Consider the following 17,869-nt stretch of genomic DNA (forward strand, 5'->3'; position numbering starts at 1 on the left):
TTTTCCGGGAAAGCCCCGTGCCGTTGGCACGGGGCTTTTCTGCGTTCACGGCCCGATCGGTACCCGAAAGCCCCTGACAGCCGGCCCCCGCCCGCCCGGTGGGCCGGCGGAGGACCGGAGCGGTACCTGGAGGGCGGCCAGGACTCGAAAAGTCCGTGAGAGGGGTCAGGCCGCATGGTTCTGACCACCCCTTCATCCGGGGTATGCTTTACCTCGTTGCCGCAGGGTGACAGGCCCCAATAGCTCAGTCGGTAGAGCGTCTCCATGGTAAGGAGAAGGTCTGCGGTTCGATTCCGCATTGGGGCTCGGCAAGAAAGGCCCCCGCCTCAGGCGGGGGCCTTTCTCATGTTCGGCATCGCCGCGACGAACATGGCTGGGGAGCACGTCGGCGAAGGCGTTGCAGGCGGGCGCGTCACGGGACGGCAGGCGTGGCGTTCCACCGCCCGGCCCGGGACAGCCCTTCGTGGGAACTCGATGGCCCCGGCGGCCGGGAGCCGCTCAGACGGAGGCACGGAGCGACGCGTCCAACGCACTCATGAGCTGAGACACACGGTTCCTGCCGGTAGGAGCGAGCGGATACCGGGACAGCACATCGATCAGCACCGGCGAGGCACGTCGCCGAGCCTGCTCGATCGCCATGTCTCCGACTGCGGGGTCGCCGCCCGCTTCCAGCTCCGCGATGCATGCGGCGCTCGCGGCGGCGCGCAGGATGTGTCCCACCTGGGTGGCCCGCGGTATCGGGTGCACGTAGGCGGCGGACGCGGCGTCACCTGCGGACCGGGCGGCAAGACGTGCCGTTTCCGACCCTGTTTCCTTCGCGGCCCGGTGCGCATCCACGGAAGTGACGCGCTGCAGCTTCGTCCTCTTAGCGCCGTTGACGAACTCCCATGCCGCATCAAGGGCCGCACGCGGACGAGGATCACCGGGAACGGCCCCCTCGAACACCGGGAGGACCTCCTGCGCGCTCTGCGCCGCGTAGCGCGCCACGACGCGCAACTCGTCCATGGTCAACTCGAACGCACCGGACACCGTCGTCATGGAAGCGATCCTCCCACCCTCGGGAGTGATGCCCCGGTGGCGTCCCTGGCCAGCGCCTGCACGCCGGAGCTCCGCCCAGTCCCAGCCCCGCTCCTCGGCGGCCTGCCCACGCTGAGGTGGCGGGGCGCACATCCGCAGCGCTCCCACCCCGCCGCGGCATCGCGGAGGAGCTGCCGGTGCTGTCCTACCCGAGCCGTGGAGTGGCGACGCTGTGGTGGACCCCGGCGCCCGCTCCCGGCGCGAGCACTCCGGTGGCACTGCTCGGCGCCCCCGGGGCGAGGCTGCTCGTGCTCCTCGGCGAGCCGTTGCCCACGGTGGAGATCGCCCGTCACTTCCCGGCCACCCCGATTGCGGTGTCGCAGTACCTGCGGGTCCTGCACGCCGCGGGCCTCCTGACCCTCACCTGCGACGGACGGCGGGTCCTGTACCACCGCCCTCTGGGCGACCAGGTGGCCGGCCGGCACCACCGCTCCCCGCCGGCGTCCCCCTGACAGGCGCGAGGTTCCCGTCAGCCACCTGCCCCGGGGTCGGCCCTCATCCCCACAGGAGCGCCCCCGGCGGGCCCTACACCGTGTGCGGCTCCGGGACGCGCATGGCCAGAATGGCCATGTCGTCCGAGGCGGGCTCCGCGGCGAAGCGCTCGACCGCGCGCAGGATCCGTCCGGCCACCGCGCCGGCCGTCAGCCCCGTGCACATCGTGAGGACGTCCGCCAGGCCGTCGTCGCCGAGCATGCGGGACCCCTCGCGGCGCTCGGTGACCCCGTCCGTCACGCAGAGGAGCACGTCCCCCGGTTCCAGGACGACCTCCTCCTCGTACAGCTCCAGGTCCTCGATGACACCCAGCAGCGGCTGCGGCTCGGCCGCCGCCTCCACATGGCCGTCCTGGCGCAGGCGCAGCGGCAGCGGGTGGCCGGCGCACACCACCTTCAGGAGGGCGCTGCCGTCCTCCTGCGGCCACAGCTCGCCGTAGAGCAGGGTCAGGAAGCGGCTGCGGGCACCTTCGTCCAGGATGGCGGCGTTGAGCCGCTCCAGCACCGCCGGGCCGCCGAAGCCCTCGCGTGCGAGCAGCCGCAGGGCGTGACGGGCCAGGCCCGTCACGGCCGCCGCCTCCGGTCCCGTACCGCAGACGTCGCCGATGGCGAAGCCGTACGCCCCGTCGCGGATGGGGAACACGTCGTAGAAGTCGCCGCCGACCTCGTTTCCCTCGCCCGCCGCGCGGTAGATGACCTCGATCTCGACGTTGGGAACATCGGGCAGGCCGGGCGGCAGGAGGCTGCGCTGGAGGGACTGGCTGATGGCCATGCGCTCCGAGTACAGGCGGGCGTTGTCCAGGGCGAGAGCGGCCCGGCGGGACAGGTCCTCGGCCAGTTCCAGGATCTCCTGGCGGAAGTGGTCGTCGGACGGCTTGCCGAGCGTCAGCATGCCGATCACGCGGTTCCTCGCCACCAGCGGCAGGACGACCGTCTCGCCGCCCACGGCAGCCGCGGTGGCCAGGGTGTTACGGGTGTTGGTGCTCATGCTGAGGGGCGCGTCCCTGCCCAGACTGCGGGTGGACATGTGCAGGGCGGCCCGGTGACCGGCGGCCGCGGGAGCGGGCCAGCTGCGGGCGCCCGGGGTCGGGACGGGCTCCGGCGGCGCGATGGAGGACAGCAGTGCTTTGAGGCCGTCGATCCGCTCCTCGTCCTCGTGCAGGACGTAGGAGAGCGCCGGCTCCGCGGACTGGTCGGCGATGGTGTAGACGGCACACCAGGTCGCCAGGGTGGGAACCGTCATCTGGGCCATCAGCGCCAGGGTCTGGTCCCTGTCGAGCGTGCCGGCGAGCAGGTCGGAGGCCTCGACCAGGAAGGACAGCGAGCCGCGGCGCAGCCGCTCCAGTTCCCCGAGCCGCGCCGACTCGACGGCCAGCGCGATGCGGTCCGCGGCGAACTGGAGTCGCAGCGCCTCCTCGTTGGAGTACCGCCCCGCTGCTTCGGCCGCGACACCCAGCGAACCCGTGAGCCTGCCCTCGACCTTCAGCGGCACCGTGACGACGGACCGCATACCGGTGTCCGCGAGCAGCGGGACGGCTGCCGGAACGGCCGTGAGGTCCTCGTGGACCGCCGGCATGCGGGCGGAGCCGTAGCGACCCGTCCCGGCCTCCACGGGGACCCGGGCGAAACGCTGGCGGGCCGAGGGGAGGCCGGTCGTCGCCCGTACCTCCAGTTCCGTCTCGTCGTCGGTGGCGAGCAGCAGGAAGGCGGCGTCGGCGTCGAGCATGTCGCGTGCCCGTTCGACGGTGCGCTGCAGCAGCCCGTCGAGGTCGTCGGGGGCGGGGGAGCCGATGAAGACCTCGAACGGGTCCGTGGTGCGGTTCTCGGCCGAACCGTCGGAGACGGGGGCGCGTGTCGGCGTCTGGAGCACCGCGCGTTCGTAGTCGCGCACGAGGAGGCAGACCGTGGACGGTTCGCCCTGGGTGTCACGGACCCTGAGGTGCGAGGAGTAGACGGGGATGACGCGCCCGTCGGCGCCGCGGATGCCGTAGCTGCCCTCCCAGCGGGAGAGCTGGAGGGCGTCGGCGATACCGGTGCTGGTGCCCGGGGTGTGCGGCCAGGCCACGAAGTCGGTGAACTGCTTGCCGGTGACCTGGTCCGCGGCGTATCCGAAGAGGAAGGCGGCGTCGTCGTTCCAGGCGGCGACGGATCCGGAACGGTCGATCTGGACGACGGCCACCCGTACGCGCTCGTCCGTGACGGGGAGCAGGGCCGTGGGGAGGACGGGGCCCGCGGAGCGGATGCCGACGGGGCGTTCGGGGAGGTCGAGCTGGAACCAGACGTGCTTGTGGGCGGGGGAGTACTCGACGCCCCAGCGCGAGGCGAGGGCCGCGCAGAGCAGCAGGCCGCGGCCGCCCTCCCGGTCGGGGCTGCCGAAGTCCAGGCCGGAGTTCTGGAGCGGGATCTCCCGCTCCGGATAGTGGTCGGAGACCTCGACGCGTACGCCGTCCTCTGTGCGCAGGCACAGGACATCGGCGGCCGTGCCCGCGTGGACGACCGCGTTGGTGACGAGTTCGCTGGTCAGGACGACGGCGTCGTCGACGACGTCGGTGTACCCCCACCCCTGGAGGGTGTCGCGTACGAAGGCGCGGGCAGTCGCCACCGAGCGTCCGACCGGATCGAAGGTGGCAGCCGCACGCGCGGTGATCACAGCACTCCCCATATGGTGTCTCGTCGCTTCCCCGAGTCCTGTGCCCGTTTCTCGCCGCTTCGATTCGCCTGCCAGGCTAGACGCTCGGTCGGCGCCGCGGGTACCCGAGGGCTGACTTGAGCGCTCGGGTCCGGCTGTGGTCGTGCGCGGGGCGTGCGGACCCGGGGTGCGGGACGAGGCGAATGCGGCGACCATGGAACGTTTGACTCCGTCCGCTGCAGGGCTGGTACGTTTCAACGATTTGACGTCCGCATAGTCACCCGTCGACGGTGTGCTGTGGCGGTGAGCCAAAGTGGAAGTGGGCAAGCTTCCGGTGACGGCCCGAGCGATACGGTCAACCCCTGCGGGAGGGACACGGTGGAGTCTGGCGTGGCGGCGCGGGGTTCGGAAACGCGCACAAAAGGCGGACAGCCCGTGAAAAAGCAGCGCAATGGGACCATCGACGTGGACGCGGCAGCTCTGCACAGACTGCTGGCGGCTCTCGTGGCGATGCGCGACGGAAACTTCCGCAGGCGGCTGACCGTCTCGGGCGACGGTGTGCTCACGGAGATCGCCGCGGTCTTCAACGAGGTGGCCGACCGCAATCTGCACCTGACGGGCGAGCTCGCTCGGGTGCGGCGCATGGTCGGGCGGGAGGGAAAACTCACCGAGCGGCTGGAGACCGGGGCCTGCGAAGGCTCCTGGGCCGCCGCGATCGACGCCTCGAACGAGCTCGTCGACGACTTGGCGCGGCCGGTGTCCGAGGTCGGACGGGTGCTCTCCGCCGTCGCGGACGGAGATCTCGAGCAGCGTATGGAGCTCCGGTCGCACACGTCCGACGAGACGGTGAGGCCGCTGCGCGGCGAGTTCCTGAAGGTCGCCCGTACGGTCAACAACCTCGTGGACCAGCTGGCCGCGTTCACCGAGCAGGTGACCCGGGTGGCGGTCGAGGTCGGCACCGAGGGCAAGCTGGGCGGCCAGGCCCAGGTGCGCGGCATGTCCGGGTCGTGGAAGGACCTCACGGACTCCGTCAACACCATGGCGTACCGGCTCACCGCCCAGGTGCGTGACATCGCCCTCGTGACGACGGCGGTCGCCAAGGGTGACCTGTCGCGGAAGGTCACCGTCCATGTGGCCGGTGAGATGCTGCAGCTGAAGAACACCGTCAACACGATGGTCGACCAGCTGTCGTCGTTCTCCTCGGAGGTGACCCGCGTCGCCCGGGAGGTGGGCACGGAGGGCGAGCTGGGCGGCCAGGCGGTGGTGCCCGGGGTGGCCGGCGTCTGGAAGGACCTCACCGACTCCGTCAACACGATGGCGGGGAACCTGACCTCCCAGGTGCGGGGCATCGCCGAGGTCACGACGGCGGTGGCCAACGGAGACCTGACGCAGAAGGTCACGGTGAGCGCGCGGGGCGAGGTCGCGCAGCTCGCCGAGACGATCAACCAGATGACGGAGACGCTGCGCACCTTCGCCGACGAAGTGACCCGGGTGGCGAGCGAGGTCGGTGGCGAGGGCCTGCTCGGCGGGCAGGCGCAGGTGCCGGGTGCGGCGGGGACGTGGAAGGACCTCACCGACTCGGTGAACACGGTCTTCCGCAACCTCACGACGCAGGTGCGTGACATCGCCCAGGTGACCACGGCAGTGGCCAGTGGTGACATGACGCAGAAGGTCACCGTGGACGTGGCCGGCGAGATGCTGGAGCTGAAGAACACCGTCAACACGATGGTGGACCAGCTCCAGTCGTTCGGGTCGGAGGTCACCCGGGTCGCCCGGGAGGTCGGTGTGGAGGGCCGCCTCGGTGGCCAGGCCGAGGTGCCGGGTGCGGCGGGGACGTGGAAGGACCTCACCGACTCGGTGAACACCGCCTTCCGCAACCTGACGGGGCAGGTGCGCGACATCGCGCAGGTGACCACGGCGGTCGCCAACGGTGACCTGTCGCAGAAGGTCACCGTGGACGTGGCCGGCGAGATGCTGGAGCTGAAGAACACCGTCAACACGATGGTGGCGCAGCTGTCCAACTTCGCCGACCAGGTGACCCGCATGGCCCGCGACGTCGGCACGGAGGGACGCCTCGGCGGCCAGGCCCGGGTCGACGGGGTCTCCGGTACGTGGAAGGAGCTCACCGACTCCGTCAACTTCATGGCGGGGAACCTGACCTCCCAGGTGCGGCAGATCGCCCAGGTGACCACGGCCGTGGCGCGGGGTGACCTGTCGCAGAAGATCGACGTGGACGCCCGGGGCGAGATCCTGGAGCTGAAGAACACCATCAACACGATGGTCGACCAGCTGTCCGCCTTCGCCGACCAGGTGACCCGGGTGGCCCGCGAGGTGGGTACCGACGGGCGGCTCGGCGGCCAGGCGCAGGTGCCGGGCGTCGCCGGCGTCTGGCGTGACCTGACCGACTCGGTGAACGGCATGGCCGGGAACCTCACCGCCCAGGTCCGCAACATCGCCCAGGTCGCGACGGCGGTCGCGCGGGGTGACCTGTCGCAGAAGATCGACGTGGACGCCCGGGGCGAGATCCTGGAGCTGAAGAACACCCTCAACACCATGGTCGACCAGCTCTCGAACTTCGCCGAGCAGGTCACCCGGGTGGCCCGTGAGGTGGGCACGGAAGGCATGCTGGGCGGCCAGGCGGAGGTGCAGGGCGTCTCCGGTACGTGGAAGGACCTCACCCAGTCCGTCAACGGCATGGCGAACAACCTGACCCTCCAGGTGCGCAACATCGCCGAGGTGACCACCGCGGTCGCCAACGGTGATCTGTCCAAGAAGATCACCGTCGACGCCAAGGGCGAGATCCTCGAACTGGTCACGACCGTCAACACGATGGTCGACCAGCTGCTGAACTTCGCCGACGAGGTGACGCGCGTCGCCCGTGAGGTCGGTACCGAGGGGATCCTCGGCGGCCAGGCGCGGGTGCGCGGTGCGACGGGCATCTGGAAGGACCTCAGCGACAACGTCAACCTGATGGCCAACAACCTGACCAGCCAGGTGCGCAACATCTCCCGGGTCTCGTCCGCGGTCGCCAACGGCGACCTGACGAAGAAGGTCACCGTCGAGGCGCGGGGCGAGGTCGCCGAACTCGCCGACACCGTCAACACGATGGTGACGACGCTGTCCTCGTTCGCCGACGAGGTCACCCGGGTGGCGCGTGAGGTGGGGACCGAGGGCGAACTGGGCGGCCAGGCACGCGTGCCCGGCGTCTCGGGCACCTGGAAGGACCTCACCGAGTCGGTGAACTCGATGGCGTCCAACCTGACCGGCCAGGTGCGCCAGATCGCCACGGTCACGACGGCGATCGCCAAGGGCGATCTGACGAAGAAGATCGACATCGACGCCCGGGGCGAGATCCAGGAGCTGAAGAACACCATCAACACGATGGTCGACCAGCTCTCCTCCTTCGCCGAGCAGGTGACCCGGGTGGCCCGTGAGGTGGGTACGGAGGGCCAGCTGGGCGGGCAGGCCCGGGTGCGGGACGTCGACGGGACGTGGCGCGACCTCACCGAATCGGTGAACGAGATGGCGGGGAACCTGACCCGTCAGGTGCGTGCCATCGCCGCGGTCGCCACCGCCGTGACCCGGGGCGATCTGAACCTCAAGATCGACGTCGACGCGGCCGGCGAGATCCAGGTGCTGCAGGACAACATCAACACGATGATCGCCAACCTGCGCGACACCACCCTCGCCAACAAGGAGCAGGACTGGCTCAAGGGGAACCTCGCACGGATCTCCGGCCTGATGCAGGGCCGGCGCGATCTGGACGACGTCGCCTCGCTGATCATGAGCGAGCTGACCCCGGTCGTCTCCGCCCAGCACGGCGCCTTCTTCCTGGCCATGCCCACGGGTGACGCCGGCGAAGTAGGGGTCGACGGCGGTGACGACGGCGCGTACGAGCTGCGGATGCGGGGCAGTTACGGCTACTCGGCGGGTTCGATGCCGACGTCCTTCCGGCCCGGCGAGACGCTCATCGGGACGGCTGCCGAGGAGAAGCGGACGATCCAGGTGGACAACGTCCCGCCGGGGTACCTGAAGATCTCCTCGGGGTTGGGCGAGGCGCCGCCCGCGCACGTGATCGTGCTGCCGGTGCTCTTCGAGGGCAAGGTGCTCGGTGTGATCGAGCTGGCCTCCTTCCAGCCGTTCACGCACATCCAGCGTGACTTCCTCAACCAGCTCGCCGAGATGATCGCGACGAGCGTCAACACCATCAGCGTCAACACGAAGACCGAGAAGCTCCTCGAGCAGTCCCAGCAACTCACGGAGCAGCTGCGCGACCGTTCCCAGGAACTGGAGAACCGGCAGAAGGCGCTCCAGGCCTCCAACGCCGAACTGGAGGAGAAGGCCGAACTGCTGGCGCAGCAGAACCGCGACATCGAGGTGAAGAACACCGAGATCGAGGAGGCGCGGCAGGTCCTTGAGGAGCGGGCCGAGCAGCTGGCCGTCTCGATGCGCTACAAGTCCGAGTTCCTGGCCAACATGTCGCACGAGCTGCGGACCCCGCTGAACTCGTTGCTCATCCTGGCCAAGCTGCTCGCCGACAACGCCGAGGGCAACCTCTCGCCGAAGCAGGTGGAGTTCGCCGAGACGATCCACGGGGCCGGGTCCGACCTGCTCCAGCTGATCAACGACATCCTCGACCTGTCCAAGGTCGAGGCGGGCAAGATGGACGTCAGCCCCACCCGGATCGCCCTCGTCCAGCTGGTCGACTACGTGGAGGCGACGTTCCGGCCGCTCACCGCGGAGAAGGGGCTCGACTTCTCCGTACGGGTGTCTCCGGAACTGCCCGCCACGCTGCACACGGACGAGCAGCGGCTGCTCCAGGTGCTGCGCAACCTGCTGTCCAACGCGGTGAAGTTCACCGACAGCGGCGCGGTGGAGCTGGTGATCCGGCCGGCCGGTGCGGACGTGCCCGACTCCATCAGGGAGCACCTGCTGGAAGCCGGTTCGCTCCGTGAGGCCGACGGCGACCTGATCGCCTTCTCGGTAACCGACACGGGGATCGGCATCGCGTCCAGCAAGATGCTGGTGATCTTCGAGGCCTTCAAGCAGGCCGACGGCACGACCAGCCGCAAGTACGGCGGTACGGGCCTCGGCCTCTCCATCAGCCGGGAGATCGCCCGGCTGCTGGGCGGCGAGATCCACGCGGCGAGCGAACCGGGCCGCGGCTCGACGTTCACGCTGTACCTGCCGCTGCACCCCAGCGAACTGCCGCCGCAGGGCTACCCGCAGTCGGGTCCCGCCCGGTCGGACGTCCGCGGGGGCGGCGGCGAGGGGCCGCTGCGCATGGAGGCCTCCCCGCGCAGCGGTACGGAGCTGCCGCTGGGCGACCCGGGCAACTCCGCCGGGGTCTTCAGGCGCAGGCGCAAGGCGCTGGGCGGGGCGGCGCAGCGGCCGGCCCTGCCGAACGGCGGGACGGGCGAGGAGAGCGCCGCCCCCGACGAGTGGGTGCAGGGCGCCGAGGAGGCGCAGGAGCCGCGCCGGACCTTCCGCTTCCGTGGCGAGAAGGTGCTGATCGTCGACGACGACATCCGTAACGTCTTCGCCCTGACCAGTGTCCTGGAGCAGCACGGGCTCTCGGTGCTGTACGCGGAGAACGGCCGCGAGGGCATCGAAGTCCTGGAGCAGCACGACGATGTGACGATCGTACTGATGGACATCATGATGCCCGAGATGGACGGCTACGCGACGACCACGGCGATCCGCAGGATGCCGCAGTTCGCCGGACTGCCGATCGTGGCGCTGACCGCGAAGGCGATGAAGGGCGACCGTGAGAAGGCGATCGACTGCGGGGCCTCGGACTACGTGACCAAGCCCGTCGACTCCGATCACCTGCTGTCGGTGATGGAGCGCTGGATGCGCGGGGAGTGACGGGCGGGGTGGCCGCTCCGTGGCGGCGCGACCGCTCCCGCGCCCATGGGTGTGAGAGCGCGGATCCGGGGAACCTTCTGGTCGTCCCCCGCGTTTCCGCTATGTGCACAGTGACATCACGGTGACAGGGTGTGGCGACGGGCGGGGTGCGGCTACCATGACCGGCACAAGGACGGACGGCGTAAGGGAGTCGTCCCCCGGGGCGGCCCCCGGTGCGATCCCGGGGCGAGGAGGGCGGGCCATGGTGCAGAAGGCCAAAATCCTTCTGGTCGATGACCGGCCGGAGAATCTGCTGGCGTTGGAGGCCATCCTCTCCGCGCTGGACCAGACACTGGTACGGGCGTCGTCAGGTGAGGAAGCGCTCAAAGCGCTGCTCACGGACGATTTCGCAGTCATCCTGCTGGACGTCCAGATGCCGGGCATGGACGGATTCGAGACTGCCGCGCACATCAAGCGGCGCGAGCGGACCCGGGACATCCCGATCATCTTCCTCACCGCGATCAACCACGGTCCGCACCACACCTTCCGGGGGTACGCGGCGGGCGCGGTGGACTACATCTCGAAGCCGTTCGACCCCTGGGTGCTGCGCGCGAAGGTCTCCGTCTTCGTCGACCTGTACATGAAGAACTGCCAACTCCGGGAGCAGGCCGCGCTGCTGCGGCTGCAGTTGGAGGGTGGCACGCACCCGGGCGCCGAGGAACAGGAGCCCGCCGGACTGCTCGCCGAGCTCTCCGCGCGCCTCGCGGCGGTCGAGGAGCAGGCGGAGGCTCTCTCCAAACAGCTGGACGACGAATCGGCGGATGCCGCGGCCGTCGCGACCGCCGCTCACCTCGAGCGCAAGCTGACCGGGTTGCGACGTGCGCTCGACGCCCTGGAGCCCGGCTCGGGCGGGTCGGCGTCCGCTCTGCCCTCCCAGCACTGACGTTCTTCGGCCATGTCCTCGCGGAGCCGTCCGCACGCCGATTGAGGGTGCGTCAGTTGGACGCCGGAGTAAGGCGACACGGTCGGGTGAAGCCGTAGGCATCGTGTCCCCGGTCGTCCACACCGGTAACCTCGGTCCCATGGCCTCACGTACGTCCGGCAAGGGTTCCCAGGGCGCGGCGGGCACCGCGAAGCGTGCCGGTCGTACCGCTGCCCCGGCGAAGAAGACCGCGCCCGCCAGGAAGACCGCCGCGAAGAAGACCGCGCCCGCGAAGAAGGCCCCCGCCAAGAAGGCGGCGGCCAGAAAGCCGGCGCCCCCGCCCGCGCCGTCCCCCACCGGCGGTGTCTACCGCCTCGTCCGTGCCGTGTGGCTCGGTACGGCCCACGGTGTCGGCGCGGTCCTCCGCTCGATAGGGCGCGGTGCGAAGGGCCTCGACCCCGCACACCGCAAGGACGGCCTCGCGCTTCTGCTCCTCGGGCTCGCGCTGATCGTGGCTGCGGGCACCTGGTCGCATCTGCGGGGGCCGGTGGGCGAACTCGTCGACATGCTCGTCACCGGGGCGTTCGGCCGGCTCGATCTGCTGGTGCCGATACTGCTCGGCGCCGTCGCGGTGCGGCTCATCCTCTATCCGGAGAGGCCCGAGGCCAACGGCCGTATCGTCATCGGGCTCTCGGCCCTCGTCCTCGGGGTGCTGGGCCAGGTCCACATCGCCTGCGGATCACCCGGCCGCGAGGACGGAACGGACGCGATGCAGGACGCGGGCGGCCTGATCGGCTGGGCCGCCTCCAAGCCGCTCATCTTCGCGATGGGCGAGGTCCTCGCGCTCCCGCTCCTCCTGCTCCTGACCGTTTTCGGGCTCCTGGTCGTCACCGCGACCCCGGTCAACGCCATCCCCCAGAGACTGCGGCAGTTGGCCGTCAGGCTCGGCGTCCTCGCTCCCGTGGCCGAGCCCGGAGCGTACGGGGAGAGCGACGACGAGCGGTACGACGAGCAGTGGCGCGAGGTGCTACCCGAGCGCACCCGGCGTGCGCCGGGACGTCGCCCGGCCGGCGCGGCGTACGACCCGGACGAGGCCGAGGGGGAGGCCCTGGCGAAGCGGCGCCGCCCGCGCAGGCCCTCCGCCCAGCCCGCGATGAACCGGGCCATGGACGCCGTGGACGTCGCGGCCGCCGCCGCGGCGGCCCTCGACGGCGCGGTGCTCAACGGCATGCCGCCCTCGCCCGTGGTCGCCGACCTGACGCAGGGCGTCTCCGGCGACCGGGCCGGCGAGCGCACCGCGACCCCGGTCCCCGGTGCCAGGTCGGCCGGGAGGAGGACGCCCCCCAGCAGCGGAACGGGGCAGGACGCGTCGCTCCCCGGCGGCGTACCCGACCTGACCAAGCCGGTACCCGAGCGTTCCGGGGCGCTGCCCGCACGCGCCGAGCAGCTTCAGCTCTCCGGCGACATCACCTACTCCCTGCCCTCGCTCGACCTGCTGGAGCGCGGGGGCCCGGGCAAGACGCGCAGCGCCGCCAACGACGCGGTCGTGGCCTCGCTGACCACGGTCTTCACCGAGTTCAAGGTCGACGCTGCCGTGACCGGGTTCACCCGGGGCCCGACGGTCACCCGGTACGAGGTGGAACTCGGACCGGCGGTCAAGGTCGAGCGCATCACCGCCCTGACGAAGAACATCGCGTACGCCGTCGCCAGTCCGGACGTCCGGATCATCTCCCCCATCCCGGGGAAGTCCGCCGTCGGCATCGAGATCCCCAACTCCGACCGGGAGATGGTCAACCTCGGTGACGTGCTGCGTCTCGCGGACGCGGCGGAGGACGACCACCCGATGCTGGTGGCGCTCGGCAAGAACGTCGAGGGCGGCTACGAGATGGCCAACCTCGCGAACATGCCGCACGTGCTGGTCGCCGGTGCGACGGGCTCCGGGAAGTCGTCCTGCATCAACTGCCTGATCACCTCGGTCATGGTCCGGGCGACCCCCGACGACGTCCGGATGGTGCTCGTCGACCCCAAGCGCGTCGAGCTCACGGCGTACGAAGGCATTCCGCACCTGATCACGCCGATCATCACCAATCCGAAGAAGGCGGCCGAGGCCCTGCAGTGGGTGGTGCGGGAGATGGACCTGCGCTACGACGACCTCGCGGCGTACGGGTACCGGCACATCGACGATTTCAACCATGCGGTGCGCAGCGGCAAGGCCAAGGCGCCCGAGGGCAGTGAGCGGGAGCTGTCCCCGTACCCCTACCTGCTGGTCATCGTCGACGAGCTGGCCGACCTGATGATGGTGGCCCCGCGTGACGTCGAGGACTCCATCGTCCGCATCACCCAGCTGGCGCGCGCGGCCGGGATCCATCTGGTCCTCGCCACGCAGCGTCCGTCGGTCGACGTGGTGACCGGTCTGATCAAGGCGAACGTGCCGTCCCGGCTGGCCTTCGCGACGTCGTCGCTGGCCGACAGCAGGGTCATCCTCGACCAGCCCGGCGCCGAGAAGCTCATCGGAAAGGGTGACGGGCTGTTCCTGCCGATGGGAGCGAACAAGCCGACCCGTATGCAGGGAGCCTTCGTCACCGAGGACGAGGTCGCGGCAGTCGTCCAGCACTGCAAGGATCAGATGGCGCCGGTCTTCCGTGACGACGTGGTCGCCGGCACGAAGCAGAAGAAGGAGATCGACGAGGACATCGGCGACGACCTCGATCTCCTGTGCCAGGCGGCCGAACTGGTCGTCTCCACGCAGTTCGGCTCCACCTCGATGCTCCAGCGCAAGCTCCGCGTGGGCTTCGCCAAGGCGGGCCGCCTCATGGACCTGATGGAGTCGCGCAACATCGTGGGCCCCAGCGAGGGTTCCAAGGCGCGCGACGTTCTGGTCAAGGCGGACGACCTCGACGGGGTGTTGGCCGTGATACGTGGGGAAACCGCTTCGTAAGGGTGGTGCGGGCAACCGTTTCGCCCGGTCGTACGTCAAGTTGAAGAAGGGGCGGCGGAGCGATCTGCCCGCTGCCCCGGCCCGTGCCCTGCCCGAGGGGCTGCCCGGCGAACCCGATGGCGTACAAAGTCGTCGCTCCCGGTTGCCCCACCCTTTCGTACCACCCCTAGACTGGACATCCAGCAGGTGGCTCACGCTCGAAAGGCGCCCCCGTGTCCATCGGCAACTCCCCCGAAGACGACCGGCCTTCGATCGGTCTCGCGCTTCAGCAGGCCCGCGTCGCAGCGGGTCTGACGGTCGAGGAAGTCAGCAGCTCCACCCGGGTGCGCATCCCCATCGTGCACGCGATCGAGACGGACGACTTCTCCCGCTGCGGCGGCGACGTGTACGCACGCGGGCACATCCGCATGCTCGCCCACGCCGTCCGGCTCGACCCCGATCCGCTGATCGCCCAGTACGACGCCGACCACGGGGGGCGCCCCGCGCCCACCCCCGCGGCGCCGCTGTTCGAGGCGGAACGTATCCGCTCCGACCCCCGCCGGCCCAACTGGACCGCCGCCATGGTGGCGGCGATCGTCGCCGTGGTCGGCTTCGTCGGCTTCACGCTCTTCAGCGGCGGCGATGACGACGGCTCCGGCACGGCACACGTCGCCGAGGGTTCGACACCCGACAGGTCCACTCCCGAGCCCACCACCACGTCCGCCGACCCCGAGCCGGCCCCCTCCGACAGTGCCATCGCCGCGGTCCCGCTGGACAAGGTGACGGTGAAGCTCAGCGCCACCGAGGGAAAGAGCTGGATCTCCGCCAAGGACCACAACGGGCGGCTGCTGTTCGACGGGCTGCTCCTCAAGGGCGACTCCAAGACCTTCCAGGACAAGGAACGCGTCGACCTCGTCCTCGGTGACGCCGGAGCGATCGAGCTCTTCGTGAACGGCAAGAAGGTCGACGACCAGTTCGAGTCCGGCCAGGTCGAACGGCTTTCGTACACCAAGGGTGACCCGGAGGCGGGCTGACCTCCTTCCCCCTCCCAGGCACCTCAGGACGGTGGCCGCCCCGGCAGCGACGCGGGGGCGGCCACCGTCCCGTTTCCGCCCGGCAGCCGTCGGCCGTTCGGTCACACGGGGTAGCGGGGAACCCTGCTCGGCAGGGCGGGTGCCGGGACGAAGTAGTCTTGAGCCCATGCCCGAACGCCGTACCGTCGCCCTTGTCACTCTTGGCTGCGCCCGTAACGAGGTGGACTCGGAGGAGCTCGCAGGCCGCTTGGCAGCGGACGGCTGGGAGCTCGTCGAGAACGCCACCGACGCGGATGTCGCCGTCGTCAACACCTGTGGATTCGTCGAGGCCGCCAAGAAGGACTCCGTCGACGCCCTGCTCGAAGCCAACGATCTCAAGGACCACGGCAGAACCCAGGCCGTCGTGGCCGTCGGCTGCATGGCCGAGCGCTACGGCAAGGACCTCGCCGAAGCCCTCCCCGAAGCGGACGGGGTGCTCGGGTTCGACGACTACGCCGACATCTCCGACCGTCTGCAGACCATCCTCAACGGAGGCATCCACGCCTCCCACACCCCCCGGGACCGGCGCAAGCTCCTCCCGATCAGCCCGGCCGAGCGGCAGGACGCCGCCGTCGCGCTGCCCGGCCACGCCCAGGAGTCCACGTCGGCCCCCGCGGACCTGCCCGAAGGCGTCGCGCCGGTCTCCGGCCCCCGGGCCCCGCTGCGCCGCAGGCTGGGCACCAGCCCGGTCGCCTCGGTGAAACTCGCCTCCGGCTGTGACCGCCGCTGCTCCTTCTGCGCCATCCCGTCCTTCCGCGGTTCGTTCATCTCCCGGCGCCCCTCCGACGTGCTGGCGGAGACCCGCTGGCTCGCCGAGCAGGGGGTCAAGGAAGTCATGCTGGTCTCCGAGAACAACACGTCCTACGGCAAGGACCTCGGTGACATCAGGCTTCTGGAGACCCTGCTGCCCGAGCTCGCCGACGTCGAAGGGATCGAGCGGATCCGCGTCAGCTACCTGCAGCCCGCGGAGATGCGACCCGGTCTGATCGACGTCCTCACCTCGACGCCGAAGGTCGCCCCTTACTTCGACCTGTCCTTCCAGCACTCCGCTCCCGGGGTGCTGCGCGCGATGCGCCGGTTCGGCGACACCGACCGTTTCCTGGAGCTCCTGGACACGATCCGGGGCAAGGCACCGCAGGCCGGCGCCCGGTCGAACTTCATCGTGGGCTTCCCGGGGGAGACCGAGGCCGACCTCGCCGAGCTGGAGCGGTTCCTCACGGGAGCCCGCCTGGACGCCATCGGGATCTTCGGGTACTCCGACGAGGAGGGCACCGAGGCCGTCGGTTACGAGAACAAGCTGGACGCCGACGTCATCGCCGAGCGTCTGGCCCACATCTCGCAGCTGGCCGAGGAACTCACCTCCCAGCGCGCCGAGGAGCGCGTCGGCGAGACCCTGCAGGTCCTCGTCGAGTCCGTGGAGTCCGAGGAGGACGGCCCGGTGGCGGTGGGCCGTGCGGCGCACCAGGCGCCGGAAACGGACGGCCAGGTCGTCTTCACCACACGCGAAGGGCTCGTGCCGGGCCTTATGGTCGAGGCTAAGGCAGTGGGCACCGAGGGAGTGGACCTCGTGGCCGAACACCACGAGCTTGCGGAGGCGGCCAGATGACGGGAGCCCCGGCATCCGCGGCAGGCGGTTCCGGCGCGACGCCGGCGCCCCGCGGCGGCAAGCTGGGTGCGGCGGCCGTCAACCAGGCCGGCCTGTGGAACATCGCCAACATCCTCACCATGGTGCGGCTGCTGCTCGTTCCCGGGTTCGTCATGCTGCTCCTGCACGACGGGGGCTACGACCCGGTCTGGCGCTCGTTCGCCTGGGCGGCCTTCGCCGTCGCGATGATCACCGATCTCTTCGACGGGCATCTGGCCCGCACCTACGACCTGGTCACGGACTTCGGGAAGATCGCCGACCCGATCGCCGACAAGGCGATCATGGGTGCCGCGCTCATCTCCCTGTCCTGCCTGGGCGACCTTCCCTGGTGGATCACCGGCGTGATCCTCTTCCGCGAGCTGGGCATCACGCTGATGCGGTTCTGGGTCATCCGGCACGCGGTGATCCCGGCCAGCCGGGGCGGGAAGCTGAAGACCCTGGCGCAGGGCACGGCGGTGGGGATGTACGTCCTGGCGCTGACGGGACCGCTGGCCACCTTGCGCTTCTGGGTGATGATGGCCGCCGTCGTGCTGACGGTGGTGACGGGGCTCGACTACGTGCGCCAGGCCGTGGTGCTGCGCCGTAAGGGTCTCGCCGCCGCCCGTGCCGCCGTTCTGGAAGCGGTCACGGCGGCGGCTGAGGTGGGCGGTCCCGGCACGGACGGCGGGCGGCGTGAGGCGGGCGACCGCCGGGCCGACGGCGTCGCGGGAGGCCGGGACGCCGCGGAGGCCGAGCGGTGACGTCCGCACCGCGGGTGCTGCGGCTGCTCCGGGAACGCGGTGAGACGCTCGCCGTGGCCGAGTCCCTGACCGGCGGCCTGGTGGCCGCGGAGCTGACCTCGGTGCCGGGTGCCTCGGAGTCCTTCCGCGGGTCCGTGACGGCGTACGCGACCGCCCTGAAGGAGCGGTTGCTGGGCGTCGACGGGACGCTGCTCGCCGAGCGCGGCGCGGTCGATCCCGATGTCGCCGGTGCGATGGCCGCGGGTGTGCGGCAGGCGCTGGGCGCGGACTGGGGGGTGTCGACCACGGGTGTAGCCGGTCCCGCACCCCAGGACGGCAAGCCCGTGGGAACGGTCTACGTGGCCGTGTCGGGACCCGGTGGCGTACAGAAAGTCGCCGAGCTGAGGTTGAACGGCGGGCGGGCGGACATCCGTAAAGAGAGTGTACGGAGCGTGCTCGACCTGCTCTCCGGCGAACTCGGCGAAAATGCGAGGGCACAGGATACGGAACAGAACGGGGGGACTTGATGTTTGCAGCCCTGAGTGAACA

Annotated in this window: 10 protein-coding genes and 1 tRNA gene; 9 read left to right on the forward strand and 2 right to left on the reverse strand. The window is 70.4% G+C overall.

Features of this window, described 5'->3' with window-relative positions; genetic code table 11:
- The first annotated feature begins 233 nt into the window (after window positions 1-233).
- Window positions 234-306 (forward strand) — tRNA-Thr (locus tag BA175_RS00020).
- A gap of 192 nt (window positions 307-498) precedes the next feature.
- Here the strand turns inward: BA175_RS00020 and BA175_RS00025 are convergent.
- Complete coding sequence (locus BA175_RS00025; RefSeq protein ID WP_069169088.1) at window positions 499-1,038, reverse strand: putative immunity protein; 540 nt, start codon at window positions 1,036-1,038, stop codon at window positions 499-501.
- Window positions 1,039-1,214: 176 nt separating this feature from the next.
- Between BA175_RS00025 and BA175_RS00030 the strand changes: the two genes are divergently transcribed.
- A complete protein-coding gene (locus tag BA175_RS00030; RefSeq protein WP_139131360.1) occupies window positions 1,215-1,529 on the forward strand; it encodes an ArsR/SmtB family transcription factor in 315 nt (104 codons plus the stop codon).
- 73 nt (window positions 1,530-1,602) lie between these two features.
- Here the strand turns inward: BA175_RS00030 and BA175_RS00035 are convergent, their stop codons facing one another.
- Window positions 1,603-4,230 carry a SpoIIE family protein phosphatase gene (locus BA175_RS00035; protein WP_254667777.1) on the reverse strand — a complete coding sequence of 876 codons (2,628 nt, stop codon included), beginning with the start codon at window positions 4,228-4,230 and terminating at the stop codon, window positions 1,603-1,605.
- A 402-nt stretch (window positions 4,231-4,632) separates the two neighbouring features.
- Between BA175_RS00035 and BA175_RS00040 the strand changes: the two genes are divergently transcribed.
- The 7 genes from BA175_RS00040 (at window position 4,633) to BA175_RS00070 (ending at window position 17,847) form a co-directional block, all read left to right on the forward strand.
- Window positions 4,633-10,065, forward strand: coding sequence for a HAMP domain-containing protein (locus BA175_RS00040; RefSeq protein WP_069169091.1), 5,433 nt, complete (start codon window positions 4,633-4,635; stop codon window positions 10,063-10,065).
- A gap of 241 nt (window positions 10,066-10,306) precedes the next feature.
- On the forward strand, window positions 10,307-10,987 hold the full coding sequence (locus BA175_RS00045) for a response regulator (protein WP_069169092.1): 681 nt from the start codon (window positions 10,307-10,309) through the stop codon (window positions 10,985-10,987).
- A gap of 139 nt (window positions 10,988-11,126) precedes the next feature.
- Window positions 11,127-13,904 carry a DNA translocase FtsK gene (locus BA175_RS00050; RefSeq protein ID WP_069170250.1) on the forward strand — a complete coding sequence of 926 codons (2,778 nt, stop codon included), beginning with the start codon at window positions 11,127-11,129 and terminating at the stop codon, window positions 13,902-13,904.
- A gap of 212 nt (window positions 13,905-14,116) precedes the next feature.
- Window positions 14,117-14,917, forward strand: coding sequence for a helix-turn-helix domain-containing protein (locus tag BA175_RS00055; protein ID WP_069169093.1), 801 nt, complete (start codon window positions 14,117-14,119; stop codon window positions 14,915-14,917).
- 166 nt (window positions 14,918-15,083) lie between these two features.
- A complete protein-coding gene (rimO, locus tag BA175_RS00060; protein WP_069169094.1) occupies window positions 15,084-16,562 on the forward strand; it encodes a 30S ribosomal protein S12 methylthiotransferase RimO in 1,479 nt (492 codons plus the stop codon).
- On the forward strand, window positions 16,559-17,341 hold the full coding sequence (gene pgsA / locus BA175_RS00065) for a CDP-diacylglycerol--glycerol-3-phosphate 3-phosphatidyltransferase (protein ID WP_069169095.1): 783 nt from the start codon (window positions 16,559-16,561) through the stop codon (window positions 17,339-17,341). The genes rimO and pgsA overlap by 4 nt, the downstream gene beginning before the upstream one ends.
- On the forward strand, window positions 17,338-17,847 hold the full coding sequence (locus BA175_RS00070) for a CinA family protein (protein WP_069169096.1): 510 nt from the start codon (window positions 17,338-17,340) through the stop codon (window positions 17,845-17,847). Before pgsA ends, BA175_RS00070 begins: the two co-directional genes overlap by 4 nt.
- Window positions 17,848-17,869 lie beyond the last annotated feature (22 nt).

It is taken from the genome of Streptomyces griseus, from assembly GCF_001715295.1.
In the GTDB taxonomy this organism is placed as follows: Bacteria; Actinomycetota; Actinomycetes; order Streptomycetales; family Streptomycetaceae; genus Streptomyces; species Streptomyces griseus_G.

Bases quoted from the DNA above. Each gene is read 5' to 3' on its own strand.
- BA175_RS00025 (WP_069169088.1), bottom strand. From the start codon at position 1,038: ATGACGACGGTGTCCGGTGCGTTCGAGTTGACCATGGACGAGTTGCGC.
- BA175_RS00035 (WP_254667777.1), bottom strand. From the start codon at position 4,230: ATGGGGAGTGCTGTGATCACCGCGCGTGCGGCTGCCACCTTCGATCCG.
- BA175_RS00045 (WP_069169092.1), top strand. From the start codon at position 10,307: ATGGTGCAGAAGGCCAAAATCCTTCTGGTCGATGACCGGCCGGAGAAT.
- BA175_RS00050 (WP_069170250.1), top strand. From the start codon at position 11,127: ATGGCCTCACGTACGTCCGGCAAGGGTTCCCAGGGCGCGGCGGGCACC.
- rimO (WP_069169094.1), top strand. From the start codon at position 15,084: ATGCCCGAACGCCGTACCGTCGCCCTTGTCACTCTTGGCTGCGCCCGT.
- pgsA (WP_069169095.1), top strand. From the start codon at position 16,559: ATGACGGGAGCCCCGGCATCCGCGGCAGGCGGTTCCGGCGCGACGCCG.